Below are 26,549 nucleotides of genomic sequence, written 5' to 3'. Positions count from 1 at the left end.
TTTGTCACACGCGTCGGCTCAGGCGCTTTGGTAGAGCGCGACTCGATTGCGGCCGGCTTGCTTGCCCGAGTACATCGCCTTGTCGGCGCGGTCGAGTAAGCTTTCGAGCTTGTCGGAATCCGTGCTCGCGGCGACGCCGATTGAGATCGTCACTCGATCGATAGATTGCTCCGTGCCACTGCGTCGAATCGTGCGGGACGACGTGGCTGCGCAGATGCGCTTCGCCAGAATCGCGGCGCCTTCGATAGTCGTGTCGGGCAGGAAGATGGCGAACTCTTCGCCACCGATGCGCGCGGCGATGTCACGACCTTTGATGCTCTCACAAATGACCTGCGCGACCGCTCGAAGCACTTTGTCGCCGAGCAGGTGGCCGTAGGTGTCGTTCAGTGTTTTGAAGTGATCGATGTCCGCGAGCAGCATGACGCCGCCTTTCATCGAGCCCGCGTCCTCTACGAACGACTGCATGCGTTGCTCGAGGCCGCGTCGATTGAGCATGCCCGTCAGCGGATCGAGCTTGGCCTGATGCTCGGCCTGCTTCAGCTGTTCGGTGAGGTGACGCGCTTCCTGCGTCGAGCGGTCGAGTTGCTCGGACAGCTCTTGTGTCACGACTCGCATGCGCTCGGTGTCGGTGATGAGATCGGCGACGATGTCAGTGATCAAATCCATGGCCAGCGGTTGAGTCAGCTGGTTCTTATGGAGCTGCAGCGTCTGGTTGAACTGCGTGGCCTCGAGCCCCGCGCTGGAGGCGGCTATAGCCGTGTCCGACAGTAGCGTCTGCAGCCGTTGATGCATGCGTTCCAGCGCTTCCGCATCCCGGGCGATGACGAAGTTCGCATGCAACCGCCAAACGTCGTCGTCGGTCAGCGATTCGCGCCGGGCCACACGCTGATCGAGCTCGTTGCTCAATCTCGGATTGATGCCGGCAACGTGCTCATACCACAGGGTATAGGTTTGAGGGTGATAGGCGGCCCGATGCTGTGCCATCAACGGCAGCGTCAGGCGCAGGATCTCCGCGCTCTGTTCTTTGGTCTCTTTGTATCGCATTGTCGACGCCGGTTGACCCGGACTTAGTCTTGACCCGTTTGACCCCGACCTCCTGGGGCCCGGCAACCGCGCGAGCGTGCTTGCCATAATGCAAGTCTGCGGTCGGAGACGCGTATTGACAAGGCAAATCGATAAAAGCCTCACGTCATACCATTGCAAGTGTCGATCGTCATTACACAGTCGGCCGCAATAGGCTATCGACGTCCCATCAATTGAGTCGTGGTGTGCGATGCGAGGGCACGGCTACCTTCGCGCCGCGATCGACCAGCAAACTCAACACGGGGGATGTCATGAAAGGATCCGGATATCGCGCGTCACGATCTTGCAACCTGGCGGCAGTCGCGCTGCTAGCGTCGTTGTCTCACGTGGGATCGGCCGATGCGATCACCATCACCAACTCCGATTTATTGTTCGAGGCCGGCGCGGCCACCGTCACGCTGACCAACTCCACCGGCAATGTCTCCTGGACGCTGCTGGATGTCGCCGGCAACATCGTCGCCAGCGGTACCGCCAGCGGCACCAACGGCTCCATCAATCTCAACAGCATTCCGGCCGGGTATTACCGGCTGTCGCTGGGTGCTTTGTTCCAGGGCACGATCGACACCAGCATCGGCATCATCACCAACCTGTCCACGGTACCGGCCGCGTCGACCAATAAGTTCGGCACGACGGCGCATCCGGAGATCCTGCCGTCGCCCAACTATGCGAGCCTGCTCGCCAAAGGCGGCCTGTCCTTCATGCGCTTCGACATGCGCTGGCCGCAGATCGAGCCGACCGCCGGTAACTACACGTTCGCGCCGACCACGCCGTACTTCATCGACTACGATGTGCTCATTGCCTCGCTGACCAATGCGAACATCAAGCCGTTGGCCGTGCTCGGATATTCCAATCCGGCCTACGACAACGACACTCGTCCTTACTCGCCAGCGGGACGCGCCGCCTATGCGGCGTATGCAGCGGCGATCGCCGATCGTTACGGCGCGCAGCTCGAATACGAAATCTTCAACGAGTACAACCATCCTGAAGGGTTCGCACAGGGCAATTGCGACTGGTCGGTGAGTTGTTATCTGCCGATGTTACAGGCGGCGGAAGCGGCCATTCATACCGAAGCGCCGACGGCAAAGGTGGTGCTGACCGGCATGGCGGGCTTGTCGCCGCTGTGGCTCGGCGGCGATACCCAGGTGCAGCCGGACTACAACTTCATCTCCTACAACTGGCTGAAAGATTTCCTGGATGCGGGCGGGGCCAGCTACGTCGACGTGTTCAATATTCACAACTACACCGTCGAGACCAGCACCGGTGCGCTGACCTTCGGCAACCCGGAAGGCGACAACGAAACCATCGTGCAAAACGTCAAAGCATTGCTGGCGCAGTATCCGGCCGCGTCGGGCAAGCCGCTGTGGCTGACGGAGACCGGCTGGTCGACCTATCCAACCGTCGGCGTTTCTGAGACGGTGCAGGCCGCGTATCTGGTGCGCGATGCGGTGCTGACCTTGCGGAAGGGCCTGGATCGTTACGAATTCTACGATCTGTTCGACGACAGCCCGTATGCGAGCCCGGACGGCAACTGGGGCATGCTTCGTCATCCCCAATACAACCCGGCCATCGCGCCGAAGCCGGCGTTCGTTGCGCAGGCGGTGTTGAGTCGCAAGCTCGACGGTTACACCTACTCGAGCTCGGATAGTCTCGGCGCCAACGTGTACTCGCTGGTGTTTACTAAGTCGGGCTCGCCGTCCGTGCGCGTCATGTGGACGTCGAATCAGAGCGCGACCGGCGTCGACGTTGCCGCGAGCTCCGCGTTCAATGTGACGAGCACGTTGGGCGCGGTCAGTTCAGTAACGCCCTCGAGCGGTACCGCAGTCCTCGCGCTGTCGGGCAATCCGGTCTACGTCGTGGGTAGTTCAGTGAGCGGCGTGAGTCTGCACTCCAGCAATCCCAGCGGCGGTGCCGATCTCGCGCTCGGCAAGTCCGTCGTGGCGAGCAGCCAATCCGGCAGCAACGTTGCGGCGAACGCGGTCGATGCTGGCGTCAGCACTTACTGGCAGAGCGCGAGCTTGCCGGCAACGCTGACTGTCGATATGGGCGCGAGTTACGACGTGCATCAAGTGAAGGTGTCGTTGCCGCCGGAGTGGACGTGGTGGAGAAACGAGACCCTTTCGATTCAGGGGAGCACCGACGGGATCAATTTCTCGCCGATCTCGGCGGCCAAATCGTATGGATTCACCAACACCAACAACTTCTCCGTGTCGATCGATCTGCCTGTCACCACCGCTCGATACATTCGGGTGTCGGTGACGGCGAACAACCTGGCCACCGCGGCACAGATCGGTAAGCTCGAAATCTACGGCCTCTGACAGCACGTGGGTTCGATGGCGCGGCTGGCAGTCGGCCGCGCCATCGCTCTCAATCTTCTGCGACCGCGAACGTATATCGAGTGTGGTGACGATAGGTCTCGCCTGGTTGCACCATGATGCTGGGGAACGAGGGCTCGTTCAGCGCATTGGGAAAGCCATGCGGCTCCAGGCACAGCCCGACCCGCGCACGGAACCTGCGAGGCATCGCGTCCGCCAGGCTGTTGCCGGTGTAGAACTGAATTCCTTTCTGGTTGGTGCTGACGCTCAGGTGAATATCCGAGCGGCGGCTCGAGAGCTCGGCGGCGATGGCGGCGCCGGGCAGGATGGGGCAGTAGTGATCGTAGCCACCGCCGGTCTCGTGAATCCTGGCACCGATGGGCGTGCGGCGTCGAAAGTCGAAAGGTGTACCGTCGACTGCCAGGATCTCGCCAGTCGGTATTTGCTCCGGACTCACCGGCAGGTACGTCGAGGACGCGAGCCGAAGCTCATGATCTTCGATGCAAGCGTCCGGATCGCCGGTGAGATTGAAGTAAGGATGCAATGTGAGATTGAGCGGCGTGGCGCGGTCGGTTGCTGCTGTCACCACCGTTCTGAAAGACAGGGGCGAGTCCATCCGCACCTCCATCTGTACCGAGACATTGCCCCGGTAGCCTTCATCGCCATCGGGCGAATGCAATTTCAGCAGCACACCGGGCAGGTCGCCGTCGACGCAAGCGACTGTGCGCCACAGTGAGCGACCGAAACCGATGAGCCCGCCGTGCAAATGGTTCTTTCCATCGTTGCAGCTGAGTTGAAACTCCGGGTGAGCCCGTGCAACCGTGCGATTCGCGCAGCGTCCGATGATTGCGCCCAGAGCGGCAGTGTCGAGCTCATATTCTCTCAGCGATGCGTAGCTGAGGACGGTGTTCATTGGACCCTGGCGCGGATGTGGGAAGTGGATGGCGCGTATGCGGGCCCCGTACTCCAGGATTTCGACGCTGAAGCCGCTGCGTGGATGCGACAACGTGATGCGATCCACCCGACGGTCGTCCTGCAGGTATCCGAACGTATCTTTGATGACTGGCACACATCCTCCCCCGGTCGGCGCGAGGGTAAAGAACGGCGCCTCGAGCCAGCCACGCGCCGCTTGATCGCGTACCGATTCTGAATTGATCGGCGCGCCGTCAAAACGATATCGACTTCGCGTCAACTGCGTCGTGGTGGCGGCGAACAGGCGGCCGCTAAGGTACCGTCATGTCGAAAAGATTGGCGGGCAAGGTTTGTCTGGTCACCGGGGCGGCGCAGGGCATCGGCCGCGCTGTCGTCGCAGCGTTCGCAGCTGAAGGCGCACGCGTGATTGCGACCGACATCCAGACGGAAAAGCTGCGTGACTTGGGCGCTGGCATCGAGATCCTGGCGCTCGATGTCACGAACGCCGACAGCGTTCGCGAGGCGGCCCGACGACATCCCGAGGTCAACGTGCTCGTGAACTGCGCCGGTTATGTCGCGGTGGGCACGGCGCTCGAATGCACGCCCGAGGATTTCGAGGCCAGCCTAAGCATCAATGTGACTTCCATCTACACCATGGTTCAGGCGTTTCTGCCGGGCATGGTCCAGCGTCGCGACGGTGCCATCATCAACATTGCTTCGGTGGTCTCGACGACCATGGCGGCGAGCCGGCGCTTCGTGTACGGCGCCACCAAAGGCGCGGTGATCGCGATGACTCGTTCCATTGCGTTCGACTTCGTGCGCGAGGGAATTCGTTGCAATTGCATCAGCCCCGGCACCATAGATTCGCCGTCATTGGCCGATCGCTTGAATGCTTTCGCCGATCCGCGCGCCGCGCGGGAAGCGCTGATTGGCCGGCAACCCATGGGGCGGATGGGGCAGGCGCATGAGATCGCCGCAGTGGCGGTGATGCTGGCGTCGAACGAAAGCTCGCTGATCAACGGCGCCGATCTGGTGGTCGACGGAGGCATCAGCATTTGATGAGCCGGCCATGAAGTTGCTTAGATTCGGCCCGAAGGGCAGCGAGCGTCCCGGGCTGCTCGATGGCGAAGGCTGCATTCGCGATCTTTCGGGAGTCGTGTCCGATATCGATGCGCGGACGCTCGCGGACTTGCAGCGATTGCGCGTGCCGCCCGTCGATAGTCTGCCCATCGTGAGTCCCGACGTGCGCATCGGCGCACCGGTCGCCGGCGTCGGCAAGATCGTCTGCGTGGGACTCAACTATTCGGATCACGCTCGCGAAACCGGCCAGGCGATCCCCCGCGAGCCCATCCTGTTTCTCAAGGCCTCTTCATCCATCGTCGGCCCGAATGACGACGTGATCCTGCCGCCCGGAGCGAAAAAGGGCGATTGGGAAGTCGAGCTTGGCATCGTGATCGCGCGCGAGGCGCGCTACGTGCCGCTGGCTAACGCGATGGAGTACGTCGCGGGCGCTTGCGTCGTCAATGACGTCTCGGAGCGCAGCTATCAGCTGGAGCGAGGCGGGCAATGGGACAAGGGCAAAGGCTGCGACACTTTCTGTCCGCTGGGACCCTATCTCGTGACGTTGGATGAGATTCCGCGTCTCGACGATCTTCGGATGTGGTGCACGGTGAATGGCCGCACCGTCCAGGACGGCAACACGCGCACCATGATCTTCGACGTTCCGTATCTGGTTCACTACATCAGTCAGTTCATGAGTTTGCAGCCGGGCGACGTCATCAGCACCGGGACGCCGCCCGGCGTAGGCATGGGCATGAAACCGCCTCAGTGGCTCGAGGAACAGGACCTCATGGAACTGGGCATCGAGGGATTGGGAACGCAGCGACAACGCGTCGTGCGCTACACCGCCGAGGCGTGCTCGTGACTGAAGCAACCAGGCTTGCCGTCGTCACGGGAGGTAACTCCGGTATCGGTTACGAGACGGCGATCGCGCTTGCGAGCGAGGGCTGGGATGTTGCCGTCAGTTATATTCACGACGACGCGGCGGCCGCAACGGTGGCGCGTCAGATCGAGAGCCACGGTCGACGCGCCTGGGTGAAGCGCTGCGATGTGGGCATCCGGGAGGATGTCGAGCATTTCTTCGATCACATCGTCGCGGCGTTCGGCACCGTGCCGACGCTGCTGGTCAACAATGCCGCGGTCCAGACCTGGAGTCCCTTCCTGCATCTGGAAGAAGCCCACTGGGATCAGGTGATTCGCACCAATCTGAAGGGCTGCTTTCTGAACACGCAGAAGGCGGCGAAGCTGATGATCAAAGCCGGGCGGCGCGGCACCATCATCAACATCGGCTCCGGTTGTAACAAGGTCCCGTTTCCCAACCTCGTCGATTATTCCGCTTCGAAGTCCGGCATCGAGCAACTCACCCGGCTCGCGGCGGTCGAGTTCGGCCCGCATGGCATCACCGTCAATTGTGTGGCGCCCGGCGCCATCGAGAACGAGCGCACGCGTCAGGAAGTGCCGGACTATGCCGCAACGTGGGCGCGAATCACGCCGATGCGACGAGTCGGCACGCCGGCCGATGTGATCAACGCAATTTTGTTTCTGGCCCGCGAAGAATCCAACTTCATCACGGGGCAAACCCTGAACGTCGACGGCGGCGTTTTTACTCAGCCGAACTGGCCATACTGATTCGATTCGGATGCGGCTTGCGCTGCATGTCGGCGCCGACTGCCTGCACCGGCGGACGGTCCAGTATCCGGCTGCGCTGCTCGCGGAACTGAGTCGGATTCATGCCCTTCAGCGCCAGGAACTGACGATTGAAATTGGCGATGTTGTTGTAGCCGCAGTTCATCGCGATGTCGGTGATGCCTTCTTCGCTCTCCATCAACAGGCGACACACCTCGTTGATGCGCAGGATGTTCACGAACCCGACGAACGTCTGGCCGGTGGCCTTGCGAAAGAAGCGACTGAAGGCCGGTGGCGTCAGACCGACCAGCGTCGCGATCTCCGACTGGCTGACCTCGCGCCCCAGATTCTGTCGCACGTAACGATGGATGAACTCGATGCGCTGGCGATTGGTCTCGGTGATGTCGTTGGTGATGTGATAGTCGGCGCTGGCCAGCGAGCGCAGGTCGTTGGGGGCTTGCGCCATGACCTGCAGGATCTCCAGCAAGCCCAGCAGTCGCTCGAGCCCGGTCTTGCGAAAGATCGATTTCATCGAGCCCTGCACGCGCGCGGCCGTTTCGCCCTGAATGTGTAATCCGCACTTGGAAGCGCGGAACAAGCGGTTGATGGGCGCGAGCTCAGGCAGACCCAGGAAATCCCCGCCGAAGCTTTCAGGGCGAAATTGCAGCACGACCGCTTCGGAGCCATGCTCCTGCGCGCCGAGATCGGTCTCGTCGTGCCAGCAGTGGGGCAGGTTGGGGCCGAGCAGCACCAGGTCGTTCGGCTCGTAGCGCTCGATGCTATCGCCGACGAAGCGCGTGCCGGCGCTGCGCACGATCCAGCTGAGCTCGAATTCCGGGTGATAGTGCCAGGTGTGGTCGTCGGCCAGGCGGGCGCAGGAAAACCAGAGGCTGCAGAAGGAGCTCTCGTTGTCGGTCTGCACGTTCTCGAACTTCGGTTCCACGATGTCCCCCCACGGCACTGAGCGTCGGGCCATATTAAAACTGTACGTGTGGCTGGCCAACTATTGCGTAGTCGGCAAGTGTGACGCTGTGTCCTAATCTCGCCACATTAGCGCGGACCCTGAAGAGTCCGTCACGGCGAGGGGGATCATGAAATACAAAGATCGTGGCTTGGTTTTCGGGTTTAAGGGCATGGGCGCGGCAGTCTGCGCTTTGTCGGTTGCGGGCGTGGCGTCGGCGCAATCGGTGGAACAGAGCTCGCAGTTGCTCGAAGAAATCGTGGTGCAGGGCTATCGCATCGATGCGTCCACCAGCGCCACCGGCATCGTCACCAGCATTCTGGATACGCCGATTTCGATCACGGCCCTGACCGCGGACTTCCTCGACGACACCGGCTCCAAGCAGATCATGGATGCGATCAGCTCGATGACGGGCGTCATGGGTCAAAGCAACAGCGGCGAGGTCGGCACCAATTTCGGTGTGCGCGGCTTCGCCGTGACACCGCAGGTCGACGGCTTCGATACGCTGTCGACCGCAGCGGGTCTGGGCTCCTCGGTGGGCGTGGAGCGCATCGAGGTGGTGAAGGGACCGTCCGCGGTGTTCAACGGCAACGTGCCGCCGGGCGGCACGATCAACATCATCTACAAGAAGCCGTCGTTTACGCGCAAGAACTACATTGAAGTGGGCTATGGCAGCTGGGACTACAAGAGCGCCGAAGTGTTTTCGACGGGCTCGTTGTTCTCCGACAAGCTCGCCTATCTGATCAACGGCTATCTGAAAGATACGGACGGCTGGGTGAAGTGGACCGGGCAGAAGGAGCAGACCGTCATTCTGGGCCTGACCTACAAGCCCATCGACGATCTCACCTTGTCCTTGAACTATCGCAAGGCCGAGGTCGATACGCGCGCCTCGACATTGCCCGTCAGTCACGAAGGCTTCATGGGATCGGGCACGCCGTGGTTCGTGCCACTGGATGCGTGGGTCGGCGCGAACTACGGTCCGACGGAGCCGATCCAGACAGTGACGGTCGAGAACTACCTGCCGGGCGGCAAGCGTTACAACGTGCTCGGCCCGCAAAATCTCAACCAGGCCGAAGTCGAGATGGCGAGCTTCGATGTGAACTACCGGATCAACGATCACATCGAAATACGCGACGGCTTCTTCTACAACACGTATCTCTGGCAGCCGCTCGCGCTGATCCAGAGCGGCGCGAAGGTGCTGGGCGCCGACGGCCGCTCGAGCATTCTTTCCATGTTCCTGGGCGGCCGGACCGGCGAGACCGGTTGGCAGAACAAGCTCGAGGCTGCGCTCGATTTCGACACCGGTCCGATCAGCCATCAGGTGCTGGTCGGCTATTCGGATTCCTACAGCGAGGCGGATATTCTCGAGGCTTACATCGGCGCCCCCGCGATCAAGCCCAACGGCGAGCCGTGGGACTATCGCACCGACGGTCCGCGCAGGTTGCGTGATGAGTACAACGCGCGTCTCGCTGCCAATCCGACGCCCGATATTCTTTCCACCGACTATGCGCACACACGTACGCATGCCTATTACGTCGCCGAGCAGGCGTCGATGTTTGACGGTCGCCTGCGTGCGCTCGTCGGCGGTCGTTACACCGAGACGACGGTTTCCGGGCTGCGCGTCACCGATACGACACCGCAGGCCGGCCTGGTGATCAAACCGTTCCCGGGCGATTCCTCGTTCGCCGACACTTCGATTTTCATGAACTACTCGGAGTCGTTCACGCCTTCGGGGTTGTTACAGCCGGGCACGGATCAGGTCGTGCCGCCGGCGCAGGGCACCGGTAAGGAAATCGGCGTCAAGACCGCATGGTTCGGCGGCGAGGTCGCCAGCACGGTTTCCGTGTTCCGTGACGACCTGGGCAACATCGCGACGCCAGACTATTCCACGCAAGGCCAGACCGGCAGCATTGTTTCCTATCATCTGGGCGGCAAGGGCCGCACCGAAGGCGCCGAGGCCGAGCTCGTGTGGACGCCGAGCCGCAGCCTGCAGCTCTCCGCCAACTACACGTACATGCCGACCGCGAAATATCTGGCATACCCCGGCGTGCCGCAGATGGTCGGCCTGCGTTTCGGTAGTACACCCAAGGAGCAGTGGAATCTCAGCGGTCGCTATGCATTCGACCAAGGACTGTTGTCGGGAGCGTACGTCGGCGCCTGGGTCCACGGGCAATCGGGCACTCAAGGCGTGATGGCCGGCGATTGGCAGTACGCCGTTCGGATCCCGAGCCTGGTGCAGGCCGACCTGTTCGCCGGTTACGCGTTCAACAAGCTCGAGGCGCGCGTGAACGTCAAGAACGTCGGCAACCGCGGCGGCTATGTCATGAACAATGTGTTCCAGCCCAATTCCCCGAGATCGGTGTACCTTACATTGAATTATTCGCTGTAAGGGGAAGCGGAGCGATGGGGACCTTCGATCGTCGGGCGTTTTTGCAACAGGCGGGCTGGGCGACGATGGCACTCGGGATGGGTGCCACATCGTTGCGTGTGTTGGCGGATGCAGGCGCCACGCCGGAAGCTTCAGGTGTCTCGTCACAGGCGATTCGAGCTTTCCTGGACGCGGTCGCAGGTTCAAATCATGAGATGCACAGTCTCATGGTCGTGCGACACGGTCGAAACATTGCGCAAGGGTGGTGGCGGCCGTATCGCGCCGACACGCCGCAAACTTTGTATTCGTTGAGCAAGAGTTTCACGTCGACCGCGGTGGGACTCGCGGTCGCGGACGGCAAGCTGAAGGTGACCGACCGCGTCATCGATTTCTTTCCGGACCGCTTGCCTGCCAGCGTCAGCGATAACCTGAAAGCGCTCCGCATTCAGCACTTGCTGACCATGTCGGCAGGACACGCCGTCGACACGGCGCCGCTGATCACTCGCGAACAGGACTGGGTGAAGGCGTTTCTGGCGTTGCCCGTCGACAACGTCCCGGGCAGTGCGTTTGTCTATAACAGCGGCGCGACATACATGCTCTCGGCCATCGTGCAGAAGGTGACGGGGGAAAAGCTGATCGACTACTTGCGTCCTCGGTTGTTCGAGCCGCTGCAGTTGCAAGTGGGGCCGTGGTCGACGTGTCCGCGCGGTATCAACACGGGCGGTTGGGGGCTGAGCGCAACCACCGAAGCGCTAGCCAGGTTCGGCCGGCTGTATTTGCAACAGGGACGGTGGGGCGGCAAGCAACTCTTGCCGAAGTCCTGGGTGCAGGAGGCGACAACTTTCAAGATACAACAGCCCGCCACCGCGCCCGGCACCGATCTCGCACAGCTAAAACAAAGCAGCGATTGGCACCAGGGCTATGCGTATCAATTCTGGCGCTGCCGGCACGACGCGTTCCGCGGCGACGGTGCGTTCGGTCAGTACTGCATCGTGCTGCCGAAACAAGATGCGGTGATCGCACTCACCAGCGCTACCACCGATATGCAAGGTCTGATCAACCTGGTGTGGCTGCATCTGTTGCCCGGCATGCAGGACCAGCCGCTGCCGGCGGATGTGTCGTCGAGCTCGAAGTTACAGGAACAACTCGCCGCGCTGGCATTGCCGCTGCCGTCAGGTTCGCAAGCCCCACCGACGAGCGCACGAATCAACGGTCGGAGTTTCGAGCTGGAATCGAACAGCCTCGGCGCAAAGAGTGTCGCGCTTCGTTTCGAGCGCGACATATGCAAGTTCGAGCTGGCGACGGCGGCCGGTCGCTTCGACATCGATTGTGGTCTGGGGCGCTGGTCGGAGGGCACGACGTCGATGCCGGGCACGCCGCCGGAAATCTCTGAATTGATCGGCCCGCCCGTGGGCGAGCAACCGCCCGTCAAAGTAGCGGCTGCGGGCGTTTGGAAAGATCCGAACACGTTCCAGATGCAATGGCGCTTCTATGGAACGCCTCATCACGATGTTGTTACGTGTCGCTTCGATGGCGAGCGCGTACAAGTCGAATTCAAGAACAGCATCACGGCACTCACGGGCGGCGGACATCCCGAGACGCGGCCGATATTGACGGGACGAGCGTAACAGTGGGATTCATTACTGCCGATGCGGCCCTGAAGTCGCAGTACGACGTAATCGTGGTGGGCTCTGGCGCCGGCGGCGGCCAGGCGGCTTATACGCTTGCGATGGAAGGCGCCCGGGTCCTGATGCTCGAAGCAGGGCGTCGTTACGATCCCACGACCGAGACGCCGATGTTTCAGACGCCGGAACAGGCTCCGTTGCGAGGCTGGATCACCACCGACAAGCCTTTCGGCTTCTACGATGCGACGGTGGACGGTGGCTGGGAAGTCCCGGGCGAACCGTACGTTCAGGGCAGTACCAAAGCGAGCGAGCAGTTCAATTGGTGGCGCGCACGCATGCTCGGTGGACGGACCAATCATTGGGGGCGCATCTCTCTGCGCAATGGTCCGTATGATTTCAAGCCTCGCACGCGCGACGGACTCGGGTTCGATTGGCCGATCTCCTATGAAGAGCTGGCGCCGTACTACGACAAGGTCGAGATGCTCATCGGCGTGTATGGCTCGAAGGAAGGACTCGAGAATACGCCGGACTCTCCTGACGGAGTGTTGCTGCCCGCGCCGAAGCCATTGGTCAGCGACCTGCTGATTGGAAGAGCGGGCGGAAAGCTCGGCATCCCGATGGTCGCCTGTCATCGCGCCGTGCTGACGGAGCAACTCGACTGGAAACGCTCGCCGGCCAGACTGCATCCGGGCAACGCCGCTGCGCAGGCCATCATTGCGGCCGACATGAAGAAACGAGCCGCTTGTTTCTGGGCGACCCCTTGCGGCCGCGGTTGTTCCATTCGCGCCAACTATCAATCGACCACAGTGCATCTTCCGCCAGCGCTGGAGACGGGCCGGCTCGATATCGTGACCGATGCGATGGTTCGCGAAGTTACGCTTGCCAAGAACGGCAACGCGTCTGGCGTCATTGCTGTCGATAGAAAAACACGCCGGGACTTCCAGGTCACGGCACGCGCGGTCGTGTTGGCGGCGAGCGCGTTGGAGTCGGTGCGCATTCTTCTGAATTCGACCCCTGCGGGGCTGGCGAACTCGAGCGGCAAGCTCGGCAAGTATTTGATGGATACCGTCGGCAGCGATCTGTCGGGGCAGATCCCGTTGCTCGAGAACATTCCACCGCACAACGAAGACGGCGTTGCCGGCGGACATTTGTATTCGCCGTGGTGGCTGTACAAGGAACAGCTGGCCGGCAAGCTCGGCTTCGCGCGGGGATATCACATCGAATTCGGCGGCGGTCGGCACATGCCGGAGCTGTCCACTGCCATGGGCTTGGAGTGGCTGACGGGTGGCAGCTACGGGGCGAAGTTCAAGGAAGATGCGCGCCGCTACTATGGCTCGATGGTTTACTTCGCCGGCCGCGGCGAGATGATTCCCAACGAACATTCCTATTGCGAGATCGATCCCGTGATCAAGGACAAGTGGGGCATCCCGGTGTTGCGCTTCCACTGGAGGTGGTCGGAGCACGAAACGCGTCAGGCGGCTCATATGCAGAAGACCTTCGCGCAGATCATCGAAGCAATGGGCGGTCGCGTGCAGGGGCGCGTGGAGACTGACGGCAGCAAAGCGATTGCGGCCGGAGGCAGCATCATTCACGAGGTGGGTGGCGCGATCATGGGTGACAATCCGCGCGACTCGGTGGTGAACAAGTGGTGCCAGGCCTGGGACGTGAAGAATCTGTTCCTAGCCGACGGCGCACCGTTCCCATCGAACGCCGACAAGAATCCGACGCTCACGATCATGGCCAACGCCTGGCGCGTGGCCGATCACATTCTCGATCGTATGCGTCGCAAGGAGCTGTGATGGACAGACGTACCACCCTCAAATGGGTGCTCGCGGCGTCGGCGTCGATGCCGTTGCTCCAGTACGACGACGATGTTCTTGCCGCGCCGTCGACCAAGGCAACGTCGGCGGTTGCAAAACCGTACGGCACCGACCCGAATCTGGTGCGCGTGTACAAGCCGGGCGATCTTTGGCCGCTCACCTTCACGTCGGAGCAGCGTGCGACGGCTGCCGTGCTGTGCGATCTGATCATTCCCGCGGACGCCAGGTCGCCGAGTGCGTCGTCTGTCGGCGTGGTCGACTTCATCGATGAGTGGGTCAGCGCGCCGTATGAGACGCAGCGCGCGGATCGCATCGTTGTGTTGGAAGGGCTGCAGTGGCTCGATCAGGAAGCGGGGCGGCGGTTCTCGACAACATTCCGTCAGCTCGCGGCGGGTCAGCAGCGACAGCTCTGCGACGATATCTGTTATCTGCCGAAGGTCAAGCCGCAGTTCAAACAGGCTGCTGTGTTCTTTGCGCGTTATCGCGATCTCACCGCCGGCGGTTTCTATACGACGCCGCAAGGCCGTAAAGACCTCGAGTATATCGGCAATGTGCCGATGGCCAGTTTCAATGGACCGCCGGCCGAAGTGCTGAAGAAAGTGGGATTGCTATGACCCGACCGCTGCTTCGATCGCGTCGTCAGGTGCTTGGAGGGCTCGGTGCCCTTGCGGCGGCCGCAATGCTGCCAACCGTCCGAACAGAGGCGGAGGCCACCAGTGCCGCGAGTGCGAGCTCGCCGTGGGAGCTGGGATTGCAGCTCTACACTCTGGAGGATGCACCCGCGAAAGACCTGGACGGCACACTCAAAGAAGTCGCCGGCATCGGTTATCGAACCGTACAGATCTCACAAACCTACGGTCAGTCGGTTCAGCAACTCCGACGCGCGTTGGATCGGGCCGGACTGTCTTGTCCCGCCATTCATGTGTTGCCGCGTCCTGCCGCCAACAGTTGGGACCTGGAAGGTGACCTGTCCCGACTGGCCGATGACATCTACACGTTGGGTGCGACGTACGCGGTCCTGCCGGTTCCGCGCTATTCAGATGCGCTCGTCGAGGCGCTGAATCATCCGCCGCCCGGCGGCTTCAACGCAGAAAAGCTGTTCGGCGTGCTCAAATTGATGGGGGTCGAGGACTGGCAGCGCACTGCCGACTTGATGAACTCCAAAGCGGAGATTCTGGCGCGCTCGGGCATTCGCGTCGGCTATCACAATCATGGTTTCGACTTCGTGCCCGTCGCGAACGGCAAGAGCGGCTTCGACCTTCTGTTGGAACGCACCGATCCGAAGCTCATCGATCTGGAGCTCGACATCGGCTGGGCGGTATCGGCCGGGCAGGATGTCAAAGCGCTGTTCCACCGTGCCAATGGACGCATCCGCACTGTGCATCTCAAGGACACGGCGAGAGTGTCGAGTAATCCGATGGATCTCGCCTCCACTGACGTGGGCACAGGCATCGTCAACTGGCGAGAGGTGTTCGGACTGATTCGTGAGACCCGAGTCCGTTATCTGTTCGTCGAGCAGGAAGCGCCGTGGGTGAATACGTCGCCGATGAAGGCCGCACGCGCGGCCTATGCCTATATCAGCAAACAGTTTGGACACGCGGCAATCCGATGATGACATTCAACGAGCGTCACTCTGTGCTGGCCGGGAACCGGTGCGACCTGAAGAGCGTCGCCGAGCCAGTTCTGCGCGCGAGCTCGCAGCGGTCGAGATTTCTGCATGCTTTCGCCGGGGCCGCGCTCATGCTGCTCGCGATGAGTGCCAGTGGCGTTGCCTTCGCGTCGGAGCCGGATCTTGCCGCGACGGGGCCGGGCTCGCTGGTGGAAGCGAAAACCGTCACCGATATCGACGAGTCGATCAGCGCTCTCGGTGCGACAGCGGTGCGAGTGAAGTATCGATCGACGTCGGGTCGCGACGGTTCGTCCACGGTCGTCTCCGGCATGATCTTCGTGCCCGCGGGCACACCGCCTCCGGGCGGCTGGCCCGTGCTGGCTCATGCGCACGCAACGGCGGGCATCAACTACGAATGCGGTCCTTCGTTGTCGAGAAACATGTTTGGCACGGCGCCGATGATGGCGGCTTCGCTGAAGATGGGCTATGCCGTCGCGGCGGCTGACTACGAAGGCCTCGGCGCACCGGGGATTCATCTCTATCTGGACGCGAAGACCGAAGCCTGGAATGTCATCGATTCGGTGCGTGCGCTTCGTCACTTCCGACCCGGCGCGATTTCCGATCGATGGCTGGTGTTCGGCGGTTCGCAGGGCGGGGCGGCGGCGTGGGCAACGGCGGAGCAAGCAGTGACCTATGCGCCGGAGTTGAATCTGCTCGGCGCAGCGGCGTTGGTCCCGCCGACGGATTTTTCCGAGTATGCACAGATGGCGGCGGAAGGCTCTTTCAACGAGTTTCAGAAGGCTGCGTACATTTGGATGTTGATGACTCAGCATCGGGTCAATCCGAAACTCGGTCTCGATCTTTATCGACGCGGTTCGGCGAAGGCCAACTGGCAGGCGCTGTCCTATTGCTTCGGGCCGCACGAGCAAGAACGCGCTGAGGCTTTGCAGAAAGTCACAGCGGACGAACTCAAGCCCGCAACGCCGGCGGCCACTCGGCACATGGCGGAATTGCTCAAGAAGATGGCACTCCCCCAGCAGGCCGCGACGGCGCCCATGCTGGTGATCTATGCCGGTAAGGATGAGTTCATCAAGCCCGAGTGGACCCGAACGGCTATCGAGAAGGCGTGCGCGATGGGCACCAAGATTCAGGAAGTGTTCCTGGCCGACAAAGGGCACATCGGGCCGAGCTGGGAGATGTCCACGCAGTGGCTCAACCAACGGCTGGCAGGCGAGCCGTTCCAGGATACTTGTTCGCAGAAGGAAGAAGATTTTCCGGTCGGGTATTCGGACGGTCCCAAACTGCCGGGCAGTCCGTGGCGCGTCCACGACGAGAAGCGTCCGCATCCTGCGATCGTCACGCCTGCCGCGGCTGAGGGAAAACCGCCCTCCGATGCCGTCGTCTTGTTCGATGGAACAGACCTGAAGGAATGGGTCTCCGCCAAGGACGGCTCTTCCGCCCCCTGGAAGATCGTGGACGGCGCCCTCCAGGTCGTCGCGGGCACCGGCGATATCGTCACCAAAGAATCGTTCGGCGATAGTCAGCTGCACGTCGAATTCGCCACGCCCGCGCTTCCCATCAATCGCAGCCAGTGGCGCGGCAACAGCGGCGTGTTTCTGTACGGCCTGTATGAGGTGCAAATACTCGACAGCTATCAGAATCTCACCTATGCCGACGGCGAGGCCTCCGCCATCTTCGGGCAGTCGCCGCCGTTAGTGAACGCGTCGCGTCCGCCCGGTGAATGGCAAAGCTTCGATATCGTCTACACAGGTCCGCGTTTCAAGGACGGCAAAGTCACGACGCCCGGGTACGTCACGGTGTTCCACAACGGCGTGATCACGCAGAATCACACGCAGATTCTGGGCACGACGTTATTTCACCAATTGCCGGGGACGGCGGTGCACGGTCCGAAGGGACCGATCAAGTTGCAGGATCACACCTATCCGCTGCGTTTTCGCAATATCTGGATTCGACCGCTGCAACCGACCGCTCCGTAAGTCAGGAGTCAACGATGGCGAAGCTTCGTATGGGAATGATCGGTGGCGGCCCCGGTTCGTTCATCGGGCGCATTCATCGCATGGCTGCCGAGCTGGACGGCGACATCCAGCTGGTCTGTGGCGCCTTCAGTAGCGACCCGGAGAAATCCAAAGCGGCCGGAGCCGCCATGCACCTGGATCCGGCGCGCGTCTATGGCAGCTATGTCGAGATGATCGAGAGCGAGCAGCGCTTGCCCGCGAACCAGCGCATGGATTTCGTCGCGATCGTCACGCCGAATCATGTTCATTACCAGCCTGCGATGCTGGCGTTACAGGGCGGGTTTGACGTCGTTGTGGATAAGCCGATGTGTTTTTCGCTCGACGAGGCGCGGTCGCTGGAACAGGAAGTCGAACGGACCGGGCGGTTGCTCGCCGTCACCTATACCTACAGCGGCTATCCCATGGTGAAGGAGATGCGCGCCATCATCGCCGCCGGACGCATCGGCAAGATTCGTAAGGTCTACGTCGAGTATCCGCAAGGATGGCTCGCGACCGATCTGGAGACAGGCGGTAACAAGCAGGCGGACTGGCGCACCGATCCAAAGCGCTCGGGTGCGGGTGGCGCCATTGGTGATATCGGCACTCACGCGGCGCATTTGGCTGAGTACGCAACCGGGCTCCGAATTACGGCCATCAACGCCATGTTGAACACCGTCGTGCCCGGCCGACGCCTCGATGACGACGCCTCGATGCTGCTCCGATTCAACAACGATGCGACCGGCGTGTTGACCGCCACGCAAGTTGCCGTGGGCGAAGAAAACAATCTCAATATCCGCATCTATGGCGAGAAGGGCGGCCTCGAATGGCATCAGGTCGAGCCGAACTCGGCGGTCTTGCAATGGCCTGACCAGCCCCGCGAAATCCTGCGCGCCGGCTGGGGATATCTGGGTTCCGCCGCGCAAAGTAACACTCGAACTCCGCCGGGGCATCCCGAAGGATATCTGGAAGCGTTCGCGAACATCTACGCCGCGTTCGCGCGAGCGCTGCGCAGTCGAGCTTCAGGCGATCGTGACTTTCCGACGGTGGTCGATGGGGCGCGTGGTATGGCCTTCATCGACTGCGTGATCCGCTCCGCGGGCTCTTCACAGAAATGGACGGAGATGCCATGAAGACGATGCTGGCGTGAGCGCCGGTCGCGTCCATCTCGACGGCGGGGTCGCCAGCGACGTCGCTATTGTTCGCGACGAAGAAGGCCGAGAGTTGGTCGTCAAGCAGGCGCTGCCGAAACTCAAAGTTGCGGCGGATTGGCGCTGCGATCCAGCGCGCTCGAGCCAGGAAGTCGCAGCGCTTCGAGTCGCGCCGGCATTACTCGGCAGTGGCGTCGTGCCGCAAGTCCTGTGGGTCGATGCCGCCAATCATCGATTTGCCATGGAGCGGATCGATCCTGGTTTGGGGAACTGGCAGGCGCAGCTGAGCGGAGGCGAGGTTGATTTAGTGACGGCGGCCCGAGTCGGCGAACTGCTCGCGCGCCTGCAATGCGAATCAGCGCGCGATTCGAGTCTGGCGATCGCGTTTGGCACGCGCGAATATTTCGAGCTGCTTCGTATCCAGCCGTTCTTCGTTCGGGCCGCTGAAATGAATCCGGCGGCGCGCGAGCCGATGGATCGAGTCATCGAGCTGCTGCGTGCGCCGGGACGAGTGCTCGTTCACGGCGACTACAGTCCGAAGAACATTCTGGCGCGCGGTGCTCGAGTCGTGATTCTCGATTGGGAAGTCGTGCATTGGGGCGAGCCGCGCTTCGATATTGCGTTCTGTCTGTCGCACTTACTCCTGACCGGCTGGCGTCGCGACAGCTCGAAATCTTCTTACTACGCCGCCTGTCACGCGTTCACCGGTGGCTATGCCAGGCACGGGCCGATTGCATTGCATGACACGGTGCTCGCACGAGTGATCGGTGCGCTCGTGCTGGCCCGGCTCGATGGCGATTCGCCGGTGAATTTCCTCGACGAGCTCGATGTTGAGGAGGTGCGACGGCGCGCGTTACGGCTGCTGCTCGAACCGGCGCCGTCGTGGTTGGAGCTCTTCGATCGGCTACTGTACTGAGACTGCTGCGTCCATGAACCCTTCGCGAATCGCTTCTCTGAAACTGCGTCAGATCCTCGACTCTCGGGGTCGGCCGACCGTTGAGGCCGATGTGATTTTGAATGACGGATCGATGGGCCGTGCGTCGGTGCCTTCGGGCGCTTCAACTGGCAAATACGAGGCGCGCGAGTTGCGAGATGGCGATGTCGATAGCTACGAAGGCTATGGCGTTCAGGCGGTCATTGCGAAGGCGTTGCAAGCTTGCGAAGGGCAGCTGCAAGGCGTGGATGCGCTCGATCAATCTGCCGTCGATGCAACGCTCCGGTGGATCGACGGCACGCCGGATTATGGACGCGTCGGTGCCAATCCGATCCTTGCCTTGTCGCTTGCGACCGCCCGAGCGGCGGCTGCGCATGTGCGTCGGCCCTTGCATCGGTATCTCAGCTCGCTCGTGCCCGGATTGTTGCCGTCCCTGCCGATGCCGATGACGAACATTCTGAGCGGCGGCGCACATGCCAACGGCGGCATGGACTTTCAAGACTTCCTCGCGATGCCGATCGGCGCGACGACGTATTCTCAAGGCTTGGAATGGATCGCGCGTGTGCGCAGCGCCGCCGCGCGACTCATGGCGCAAGAGGGACGAGTCACATTGCTGGCGGACGAGGGTGGTTTGAGCCCGGGTTTTGAAGCCGCCGAGCAAGCGTTGACGCTGATGGTGCGCGCCATCGAGGCCGCACGATTGCGCCCGGGACATGATATGGCCATCGCCATCGACGTTGCCGCGAGTCAGTTGTATGTAGAGCAGCGGCATTGCTATCACTTGCACCGCGCGGGCCGCGATCTGACGCCCGACGAAATGATGTCTCATGTGTTCGACTTGTGCGGCAGGTATCCGATCCTCTCGGTGGAGGATCCGTTCGATCAGGACGATTGGCAGGCCTGGCAATCGTTCACGCACAAGATGGCCGAGCGTTCGTTACAACTGGTCGGAGACGATCTGTTCGCGACCAACGTACAACGCCTCGCTACAGGCATTGAGCGGCGGGTGGCAAACGCCGTTCTCATCAAGGTCAATCAGAACGGCACATTGAGCGGCACGCTCGACGTCATCGCGCTGGCCCGCAAGGCAGGCTACGCAACCGTCGTCTCCGCCCGCTCGGGCGAAACCGAGGACTCCTTCATCGCCGATCTGGCGGTTGCCGCCGGGGCAGGGCAGATCAAGATCGGGTCAGTGCGTAATTCGGAGCGGCAGTCCAAATACAATCAGCTGCTGCGGATCGAGGAAGAGGGGACGCTGACGTTGGCCGCCTTCATGCGCCAATAACACCGCAGTCGTTCATTCGGCGGAAACTCAGCCCGGACTTCCTAGCTGCAGACTGTCCACAGTCCGTCCCGGCGGGCAGCACGGGATATGTAAAGAGTGTATACCGCATTCTAAATATTCCTTCATTGATGCAACTGATGTAGGCTGCCGCCTTGGTGCACCGCCTCCCTAAATTAAGACTACAAGGAGGCCCGATTCTCAGTGACGAGCCTTCAATCGACCCTAAATGACCAGCGTTATTTCGGCGGATAAGACGACAGCGAAAGTCGAGAAACCCGTTGTATTTCAAAGGGTTTTGCGCAGGATTCAGTGCACTTTTCTGCCCTGGACCGTGTTGATGCCGCGACGGGGACCCGCGACCCGTGAATATTGGGAAACCTATCCGACCACCCACTTCCAGGAGCTGGGGGAGACCTGTCATACCTTGATGCAGGAAGTCCTTCATGTGTCGCCGGACCGGAACGCGGCGATCCTGGACATGGGCTGCAATGTCGGCCGGCACCTGAACTTTCTGTACGAAAAGGGCTATCGGAACCTGCGGGGCGTGGACTTCAATTCCAACGCGCTTGCCGAGATGGCGCTCCGCTATGGGCCCATGCACGCCGGCGCGCGGCTATATGAGATGTCTTTTGAGGAATTCCTGACGAGTGTCGACGACCCTGTCGATGTGGCTTACACGCGGGGCGCGACGTTCGAGTTGGTGCATCCCAGCTTTCCGTTGATCAAAGAATTATGCGCGAGGGTGCGCAAGCATGTGGTACTCGCGATCCACGAAGCGGGCCACGACTACCCGCGCTGCTGGGAATATGAGTTCGCGCGGCAAGGATTCGAACTGATGAAGTTGCAGCGTCAAGTCGCATCCCACCTCCCCAGAACCAAGATCGTGACCTTCCTGACCTTCGAGCGGATCACGCCGTACTGATCGAGCGCTGATCGACTCACTGCCGCTCCCAATACTCACAATGGGAGCACCCATCATCCGGGTGCCACGGCGTCGCCTTCTTGCACACACTGCAGTAGCGATCGGTATAAGGAACATCTCGTCTCTTTGCGTAGCGCCTATAGAGAACGACGACGCCCGCGCCCAGTCCGATCCCGAACAGAAGATTGAGCACTGCCTGCATAGTCATCGGGCACCCATGTGAGTTGCCGAATGACCGTTTGATGCCGCGCGTGGCCCCGTTCGAAGCAGGCGCGATTGAATTGATGCAACCCGTTAGAGCTGACGGGTTGATGGGGAACTGGTGGAGGCGGTGGGAATCGAGCCCAGCCAGAAGGGCAAGTGAATCAATGAGTTATTGATTCGTCATTGTCCGGGATCCCCTCCAATAGATTCTCCCTGCGAGCTGAGCCCGTACAAGAGTTGTACGGGCTTTTTCTTTTGGGAGGCATTCAGAGGCCGCGAGGCCGGTGATTGCGCAAAACGGCCTGCGAGACATCAATGATGCCTCGTGAGCAAAAAAATAAATCGTAAGTCTAGGCTAAACGATGACGGGCGAAAGCACCGTTGCGGGATTCGATGCGCCGGGCAGTGCGGCTGTGGCAATCCGTCGCGCTCTGTCGCTAGGACCATCGCGGTCTGATCAAGCATCAAAGCATTCGAAGTTCGATCCGATGATGGATGGGGCGGTAGTTGGCGTTAGTTCCCGAGAGGGCGCATCTGTTACTCATCAAAAGAAGATCGGAATCGCAGTCAACTTTGTCGTGTTGAGTCACGCGTGCGCGAATCTATGCTGTGCAGATATGCGCGAGGTGGACATGCGGGGACGACTAACTGGCAAGCGTTGCCTGATCACGGGTGCGGGGCAGGGCATCGGACGCAGTATTGCTGAAGCATTTCACGCCGAAGGTGCACGCGTAATTGCGTCCGATCTTCGAGCGGAGTACTTACGCGGCCTGGCCGGGATGATCACGGTGCCTTTGGATGTGACGAGAACAGCGGATGTAATGGAGGTCGCCGCTCAGCATCCTGACGTGGAAGTGCTGGTGAATTGCGCGGGCTATGTCGCGGTGGGCAATGTCCTTTCCTGCACCAATGAGCAGTTCGATACATCCATCGCCGTCAACGTGCGTTCGATCATGAACATGGCCAAGGCGTTCCTGCCTGGCATGTGTCTGCGAAACAAGGGCTCCATCGTCAACATCGCTTCGGTGGTTTCCACCACGAAGGCGGCACCGGACCGCTTTGCCTACGCCGCCACGAAAGCTGCGGTTCTCGCCATGACGCGCTCCATCGCGATCGATTTCATCAAGCAGGGCGTTCGTTGCAACTCGATCAGTCCGGGAACGATCGACACACCCTCGCTGTCGACCCGCATTGCCGCCGCGAGCGATCCAGAACGAGCCCGGGCCGCGCTCGTCGCCCGGCAACCCCTGGGGCGCCTCGGAAAAGCGACGGAAGTGGCAGCTTTAGCGGTAATGCTCGCCTCCGACGAAAGCTGCTTCATGACCGGCGCGGATCTCGTCGTTGATGGGGGGATGAGCCTATGAACCGCTCAACCAGATTGGTTGTCGTGACGGGTGGAAGCTCGGGTATCGGCCGGAGCATTGCGCTCGCTCTGGCACAGAAGGGCTGGGATGTTGCCTTCAGCTACCTGGAAATGAACGAGGTCGTCGAATCGCTGGAAAAAGAGATCGCCGCGTTTGGGCAGCGTGCGTGGAGTGCAAGTTGTGACGCTGGTGTGCGGGTCGATGTGGATCGCTTCTATGAATCCCTGGATCGCGAGGTCGGCCGCGCGCCGGATCTGCTGGTGAACAACGCCGGAGTACAGACCTGGAGCCCGCTTCTCAAGCTCGACGAAGCGAACTGGGACCGCGTGATTCAAACCAACCTGAAAGGTTGCTTCTTGAACATACAGAAGGTGGCAAAGCTGATGATCCGCGACAAGCGGCGCGGGGCCATCGTCAACATCGGATCAGGCTGCAACAAGGTGCCGTTTCCGAATCTCGTCGACTACACGGCATCGAAGGGTGGTATCGATCAGCTCACGAAGGCTGCCGCAATCGAGCTCGGCCCGCACGGCATCACGGTCAACTGCGTGGCGCCCGGCGCCATTGAAAACGAGCGCACACGGCAGGAATCGCCCGACTATGCGGGCACGTGGGCGCGTATCACGCCGATGCGGCGAGTCGGGCAAGAGCGCGATGTGGCTCACGCCGTCCTGTTCTTTGCCGATGAGAGATCCGACTTCATTACCGGCCAGACGCTTTACGTCGACGGCGGTGCGTTCACGATGCCAAATTGGCCCTACTGATGGAGGGCCTCAGCCGGCAGCGCGGGCTGTTTTGGGCGGTGAGTTGAGGTGCGATCCTGAAGGTGCAGCGCTCTTTCGCGAAACTGCCGCGGCGTCATGCCCCTCAGCGCTATGAACTGACGATTGAAGTGGGCGATGTTGTTATAGCCGCAGTTCATTGCGATGCTGGTGATTCCGTCGTCGGTCTCCACGAGCCACCGGCACACCGCGTTGATGCGCAGAGTGTTGACGAACCTGACGAACGTCTGGCCGGTGGCTTTTCGATAGAACCGGCTGAACGGTTGCGGTGTCAGGTTGACCAGAGCCGCGATCTCGCGCTGGCTGATCTGGCGCGCAAGATTCTCTCGTACGTAACGATGGATGAGCTCGATTCGGTCGCGATGGGTCTGTGTGATGTCGTTGTCGATGTGATGGTCGGCACTCGCAAGGGATCGTAGGTTCCGTCGGCCGTCTGTAAGCGTCTGCAAAATTTCGAGCAGGCACATGAGGCGCGGCATGCCTCGCTTCTTGAGTGTAAGGAGCATCAGGTCGCGCACTCTCGCAGACGTTTCACCTTGCACATGGAGCCCGCGCTTCGAGGCGAGCAACAGCTCATTGATCCGACGTGCCTCAGGCAAGCCAAGGAACTCAGTCCCAAAGATTTCGGGCCGAAACTGCAGCACGATCAGGTCGGGGCCGGGATTGCCGCCGATCGCCGCTGGCTCGTCATGGTAACAATGGGGCAGGTTCGGTCCGATGAGCACCAGATCGTCCGCGCGATAGGGCGCGATGCTGTCGCCGATGAAGCGGGTACCTTCGCTACGGATAATCCAGGTGAGCTCGAATTCCGGGTGATAGTGCCAGCTGTGATCCTCCGCGAAGCTTGCGCAAGTGAAACGGATGCTGCGGAATGAGCTGTCCACGTCGCTCTGGACGGTTTCGAAGTTCGGCTTCATTACGAATCACTCGACCGGAATCTCCAGCGTCCCACCGTAGATCGTCTGGTGCGCGACGACCGGATCCGCAACCTCACTCCAAAGGCCGTCCCGATTGGGATGCGGGAAAAACGCTGGAGCACTGGATGAGGAAATATCCAGTCGCAGCCGAGATCCTTCGTGCAGACGCCAGATGATTGGCGTGAGGTCAAACGTGACCTCGACCTGTTCGCCAGGCGTGTATGGCATTCGATGCCGTGCGTGATTGCGCATGCTGAGCGTGCTGATGTCGTCTCGAATGTTGTAGACGCGGCCGTCCGCGAATTTCTCGGAAAGCTTGACGCTGAACGCCGTGTCGGCCGCGTCGGTGGCGACACGGAGAGTGATGCGGATACCGCCGTTGACGACGGTATCTGCTGACACCGGTGCAGACGCGAACGACAAGACATCTGCTCGTTCGCAGAGATCGTTGCCCTGCTCAGCGACGGGGTCGCTGATCAGTTGGAATGCGCCACCGCGTGTCGGGACGGGTTTGCGGGGATCGTAGGCGTAACGCGCAGTTTGCTCGGAGGAGGGCGCCTCAATCGACAACGCACCACCGTCACACGCCTGCGATTGAGCCAGATTGTCGAGGCGGTAAGTGAGCACGGGAGACTGCCGCGGCCATCGGTCGAAATGACGCCAGCTATTGTCACCATGCACGAAGACGTTGACGCCCGGCCTCAGACGCTCTGGCAAGGGTGCGTCGCGCAGATGATGGTCGAGCCAGGCCAGAGTGTCTGCGTAGTCGCGAGTATATGAACCCTCAACTTCCGCGTCAGGGCCACCGCCGTGATTGCCCGGTCCGATGACAAAGACGCTTTGATCGCGCGTCGGAAGTTCTTCATAAGTCTGCAGCATGCCGGGTAAGAAGAAGTCGTTGGCATACCCGATCATGAACACGGGCACGTGCACGTTCTTATGCGCCTGCCGAAGCGCGACATAGTCTGGCGACTGCCAGTACGGATCATCCTTGTCAGGATGTAGCAAGTAGTCTCGGTAGGGCGTCCAGGCTCTGCCGAATTCGTTCGGGTCGGCGGCCAGCGCCGGGAAATGTCCTGCAATATGCGTGCGCCAGTGCTTGGCCGCGAACAACATGCGTGTGATCGGCTGAAACTGGCTGTGCAACCAGACGCCGGCGATGCCCTCGTTGAACACGCCGTTGTGATAGGAGAGCTCGTAGACATCGCCGTGGGCCACGGTCGGCACGAATGTCTTCACTTCAGGTGGCAGATCGCCCGCGACTGCCCACTGCACTACACCTAGATAGGAGCCGCCTTGCAGGGCGAGGCGACCGTTCTGCCAAGGTTGCTCGAGAATCCAGGCGATCGTGTCGAGACCATCCCGCCGCTCATCGGTAAACGGGTACCAAGTGCCTTGAGACGGTCCGCGACCACGCACCTCCTGATAGACGCATGCGTAGTCGTACTGCACGAACACTTTGCACGAGGCGTACTGGCTGAAGCTGTACGGATCGCGCACGACGATGACCGGCCAGGGGCCTTTGCTCTCGGGCAGAAATATTTGCGTGCTCAGTTCAACGCCATCGCGCATGCGCACCTGAGTCCTTTGGACCGCCTGAGCT

Annotated in this window: 21 protein-coding genes; 16 read left to right on the top strand and 5 right to left on the bottom strand. The window is 61.2% G+C overall.

Translation table 11 applies throughout. The features are described from left to right. Window positions 1-18: 18 nt before the first annotated feature. Complete coding sequence (locus tag ACFPN2_RS23580; RefSeq protein WP_380601164.1) at window positions 19-1,044, bottom strand: GGDEF domain-containing protein; 1,026 nt, start codon at window positions 1,042-1,044, stop codon at window positions 19-21. Between the two features lie 290 nt (window positions 1,045-1,334). Here ACFPN2_RS23580 and ACFPN2_RS23575 point away from each other — a divergent pair, with 290 nt between their 5' ends. Continuing rightward, on the top strand, window positions 1,335-3,398 hold the full coding sequence (locus ACFPN2_RS23575) for a discoidin domain-containing protein (protein ID WP_380601163.1): 2,064 nt from the start codon (window positions 1,335-1,337) through the stop codon (window positions 3,396-3,398). Between the two features lie 49 nt (window positions 3,399-3,447). Here ACFPN2_RS23575 and ACFPN2_RS23570 read toward each other — a convergent pair whose 3' ends face one another. Further along, window positions 3,448-4,464, bottom strand: coding sequence for an aldose epimerase family protein (locus ACFPN2_RS23570; RefSeq protein ID WP_380601161.1), 1,017 nt, complete (start codon window positions 4,462-4,464; stop codon window positions 3,448-3,450). Window positions 4,465-4,631: 167 nt separating this feature from the next. Here ACFPN2_RS23570 and ACFPN2_RS23565 point away from each other — a divergent pair, with 167 nt between their 5' ends. From ACFPN2_RS23565 to ACFPN2_RS23555, 3 genes are read left to right on the top strand one after another with little or no spacing between them, the layout of a single operon-like run. Further along, complete coding sequence (locus tag ACFPN2_RS23565) at window positions 4,632-5,366, top strand: SDR family oxidoreductase (RefSeq protein WP_380601159.1); 735 nt, start codon at window positions 4,632-4,634, stop codon at window positions 5,364-5,366. A gap of 10 nt (window positions 5,367-5,376) precedes the next feature. After that, on the top strand, window positions 5,377-6,231 hold the full coding sequence (locus tag ACFPN2_RS23560; RefSeq protein WP_380601157.1) for a fumarylacetoacetate hydrolase family protein: 855 nt from the start codon (window positions 5,377-5,379) through the stop codon (window positions 6,229-6,231). Then, window positions 6,228-6,995, top strand: a complete 768-nt coding sequence (locus ACFPN2_RS23555; RefSeq protein WP_380601155.1) for an SDR family NAD(P)-dependent oxidoreductase — start codon at window positions 6,228-6,230, stop codon at window positions 6,993-6,995. Before ACFPN2_RS23560 ends, ACFPN2_RS23555 begins: the two co-directional genes overlap by 4 nt. Here ACFPN2_RS23555 and ACFPN2_RS23550 read toward each other — a convergent pair. Further along, window positions 6,970-7,935, bottom strand: coding sequence for an AraC family transcriptional regulator (locus tag ACFPN2_RS23550; protein WP_380601153.1), 966 nt, complete (start codon window positions 7,933-7,935; stop codon window positions 6,970-6,972). The two genes, ACFPN2_RS23555 and ACFPN2_RS23550, sit on opposite strands and share 26 nt — an antisense overlap. Window positions 7,936-8,083: 148 nt before the next feature. Between ACFPN2_RS23550 and ACFPN2_RS23545 the strand changes: the two genes are divergently transcribed. From ACFPN2_RS23545 to ACFPN2_RS23490, 12 genes are all read left to right on the top strand, one after another. Beyond that, window positions 8,084-10,342, top strand: coding sequence for a TonB-dependent siderophore receptor (locus tag ACFPN2_RS23545; RefSeq protein ID WP_380601151.1), 2,259 nt, complete (start codon window positions 8,084-8,086; stop codon window positions 10,340-10,342). A gap of 14 nt (window positions 10,343-10,356) precedes the next feature. Then, complete coding sequence (locus ACFPN2_RS23540; RefSeq protein ID WP_380601149.1) at window positions 10,357-11,949, top strand: serine hydrolase domain-containing protein; 1,593 nt, start codon at window positions 10,357-10,359, stop codon at window positions 11,947-11,949. A 2-nt stretch (window positions 11,950-11,951) separates the two neighbouring features. Beyond that, the gene (locus tag ACFPN2_RS23535) at window positions 11,952-13,745 is read left to right on the top strand and encodes a GMC family oxidoreductase (protein WP_380601147.1); all 1,794 of its coding nucleotides are present in this window, start codon (window positions 11,952-11,954) and stop codon (window positions 13,743-13,745) included. Continuing rightward, window positions 13,745-14,380: a gluconate 2-dehydrogenase subunit 3 family protein gene (locus tag ACFPN2_RS23530; protein ID WP_380601145.1), complete on the top strand. Its 636-nt coding sequence runs from the start codon at window positions 13,745-13,747 to the stop codon at window positions 14,378-14,380. The genes ACFPN2_RS23535 and ACFPN2_RS23530 overlap by 1 nt, the downstream gene beginning before the upstream one ends. A gap of 65 nt (window positions 14,381-14,445) precedes the next feature. Further along, window positions 14,446-15,378 carry a sugar phosphate isomerase/epimerase family protein gene (locus ACFPN2_RS23525; RefSeq protein WP_380601143.1) on the top strand — a complete coding sequence of 311 codons (933 nt, stop codon included), beginning with the start codon at window positions 14,446-14,448 and terminating at the stop codon, window positions 15,376-15,378. Continuing rightward, a complete protein-coding gene (locus tag ACFPN2_RS23520) occupies window positions 15,375-17,372 on the top strand; it encodes a 3-keto-alpha-glucoside-1,2-lyase-like domain-containing protein (protein WP_380601142.1) in 1,998 nt (665 codons plus the stop codon). Before ACFPN2_RS23525 ends, ACFPN2_RS23520 begins: the two co-directional genes overlap by 4 nt. Before the next feature lie 14 nt (window positions 17,373-17,386). Continuing rightward, complete coding sequence (locus ACFPN2_RS23515; RefSeq protein WP_380601140.1) at window positions 17,387-18,520, top strand: Gfo/Idh/MocA family protein; 1,134 nt, start codon at window positions 17,387-17,389, stop codon at window positions 18,518-18,520. A gap of 13 nt (window positions 18,521-18,533) precedes the next feature. After that, window positions 18,534-19,454 carry a phosphotransferase family protein gene (locus tag ACFPN2_RS23510; RefSeq protein WP_380601138.1) on the top strand — a complete coding sequence of 307 codons (921 nt, stop codon included), beginning with the start codon at window positions 18,534-18,536 and terminating at the stop codon, window positions 19,452-19,454. Window positions 19,455-19,467: 13 nt separating this feature from the next. Beyond that, window positions 19,468-20,757 (top strand): phosphopyruvate hydratase, encoded by a 1,290-nt coding sequence (gene eno, locus ACFPN2_RS23505; RefSeq protein ID WP_380601136.1) that lies wholly within the window; start codon window positions 19,468-19,470, stop codon window positions 20,755-20,757. A 337-nt stretch (window positions 20,758-21,094) separates the two neighbouring features. After that, complete coding sequence (locus ACFPN2_RS23500; protein ID WP_380601134.1) at window positions 21,095-21,679, top strand: class I SAM-dependent methyltransferase; 585 nt, start codon at window positions 21,095-21,097, stop codon at window positions 21,677-21,679. 566 nt (window positions 21,680-22,245) lie between these two features. Continuing rightward, the gene (locus tag ACFPN2_RS23495) at window positions 22,246-23,247 is read left to right on the top strand and encodes an SDR family oxidoreductase (protein WP_380601132.1); all 1,002 of its coding nucleotides are present in this window, start codon (window positions 22,246-22,248) and stop codon (window positions 23,245-23,247) included. After that, complete coding sequence (locus ACFPN2_RS23490) at window positions 23,244-24,011, top strand: SDR family NAD(P)-dependent oxidoreductase (RefSeq protein WP_380601131.1); 768 nt, start codon at window positions 23,244-23,246, stop codon at window positions 24,009-24,011. Before ACFPN2_RS23495 ends, ACFPN2_RS23490 begins: the two co-directional genes overlap by 4 nt. Here ACFPN2_RS23490 and ACFPN2_RS23485 read toward each other — a convergent pair. Both ACFPN2_RS23485 and ACFPN2_RS23480 read right to left on the bottom strand, forming a co-directional pair. Continuing rightward, window positions 24,005-24,946, bottom strand: a complete 942-nt coding sequence (locus ACFPN2_RS23485) for a helix-turn-helix domain-containing protein (protein WP_380601130.1) — start codon at window positions 24,944-24,946, stop codon at window positions 24,005-24,007. The genes ACFPN2_RS23490 and ACFPN2_RS23485 overlap by 7 nt on opposite strands. 6 nt (window positions 24,947-24,952) lie before the next feature. Beyond that, window positions 24,953-26,518, bottom strand: a complete 1,566-nt coding sequence (locus ACFPN2_RS23480; protein ID WP_380601129.1) for a CocE/NonD family hydrolase — start codon at window positions 26,516-26,518, stop codon at window positions 24,953-24,955. Between the last annotated feature and the right edge of the window lie 31 nt (window positions 26,519-26,549).

This window comes from Steroidobacter flavus (assembly GCF_042651805.1).
GTDB lineage: Bacteria > Pseudomonadota > Gammaproteobacteria > Steroidobacterales > Steroidobacteraceae > Steroidobacter > Steroidobacter flavus.
The sequence above is the reverse complement of the archived record's forward strand: the minus strand, read 5'-3'. Positions and strand labels throughout refer to the sequence as shown.

Excerpts from the sequence above, each read along its gene's own strand:
- ACFPN2_RS23580 (WP_380601164.1), bottom strand. The coding sequence starts at position 1,044 with ATGCGATACAAAGAGACCAAAGAACAGAGCGCGGAGATCCTGCGCCTG.
- ACFPN2_RS23575 (WP_380601163.1), top strand. The coding sequence starts at position 1,335 with ATGAAAGGATCCGGATATCGCGCGTCACGATCTTGCAACCTGGCGGCA.
- ACFPN2_RS23565 (WP_380601159.1), top strand. The coding sequence starts at position 4,632 with ATGTCGAAAAGATTGGCGGGCAAGGTTTGTCTGGTCACCGGGGCGGCG.
- ACFPN2_RS23560 (WP_380601157.1), top strand. The coding sequence starts at position 5,377 with ATGAAGTTGCTTAGATTCGGCCCGAAGGGCAGCGAGCGTCCCGGGCTG.
- ACFPN2_RS23545 (WP_380601151.1), top strand. The coding sequence starts at position 8,084 with ATGAAATACAAAGATCGTGGCTTGGTTTTCGGGTTTAAGGGCATGGGC.
- ACFPN2_RS23540 (WP_380601149.1), top strand. The coding sequence starts at position 10,357 with ATGGGGACCTTCGATCGTCGGGCGTTTTTGCAACAGGCGGGCTGGGCG.
- ACFPN2_RS23530 (WP_380601145.1), top strand. The coding sequence starts at position 13,745 with ATGGACAGACGTACCACCCTCAAATGGGTGCTCGCGGCGTCGGCGTCG.
- ACFPN2_RS23525 (WP_380601143.1), top strand. The coding sequence starts at position 14,446 with ATGCTGCCAACCGTCCGAACAGAGGCGGAGGCCACCAGTGCCGCGAGT.
- ACFPN2_RS23520 (WP_380601142.1), top strand. The coding sequence starts at position 15,375 with ATGATGACATTCAACGAGCGTCACTCTGTGCTGGCCGGGAACCGGTGC.
- ACFPN2_RS23515 (WP_380601140.1), top strand. The coding sequence starts at position 17,387 with ATGGCGAAGCTTCGTATGGGAATGATCGGTGGCGGCCCCGGTTCGTTC.
- eno (WP_380601136.1), top strand. The coding sequence starts at position 19,468 with ATGAACCCTTCGCGAATCGCTTCTCTGAAACTGCGTCAGATCCTCGAC.
- ACFPN2_RS23500 (WP_380601134.1), top strand. The coding sequence starts at position 21,095 with ATGCCGCGACGGGGACCCGCGACCCGTGAATATTGGGAAACCTATCCG.
- ACFPN2_RS23495 (WP_380601132.1), top strand. The coding sequence starts at position 22,246 with ATGACGGGCGAAAGCACCGTTGCGGGATTCGATGCGCCGGGCAGTGCG.
- ACFPN2_RS23490 (WP_380601131.1), top strand. The coding sequence starts at position 23,244 with ATGAACCGCTCAACCAGATTGGTTGTCGTGACGGGTGGAAGCTCGGGT.
- ACFPN2_RS23485 (WP_380601130.1), bottom strand. The coding sequence starts at position 24,946 with ATGAAGCCGAACTTCGAAACCGTCCAGAGCGACGTGGACAGCTCATTC.
- ACFPN2_RS23480 (WP_380601129.1), bottom strand. The coding sequence starts at position 26,518 with ATGCGCGATGGCGTTGAACTGAGCACGCAAATATTTCTGCCCGAGAGC.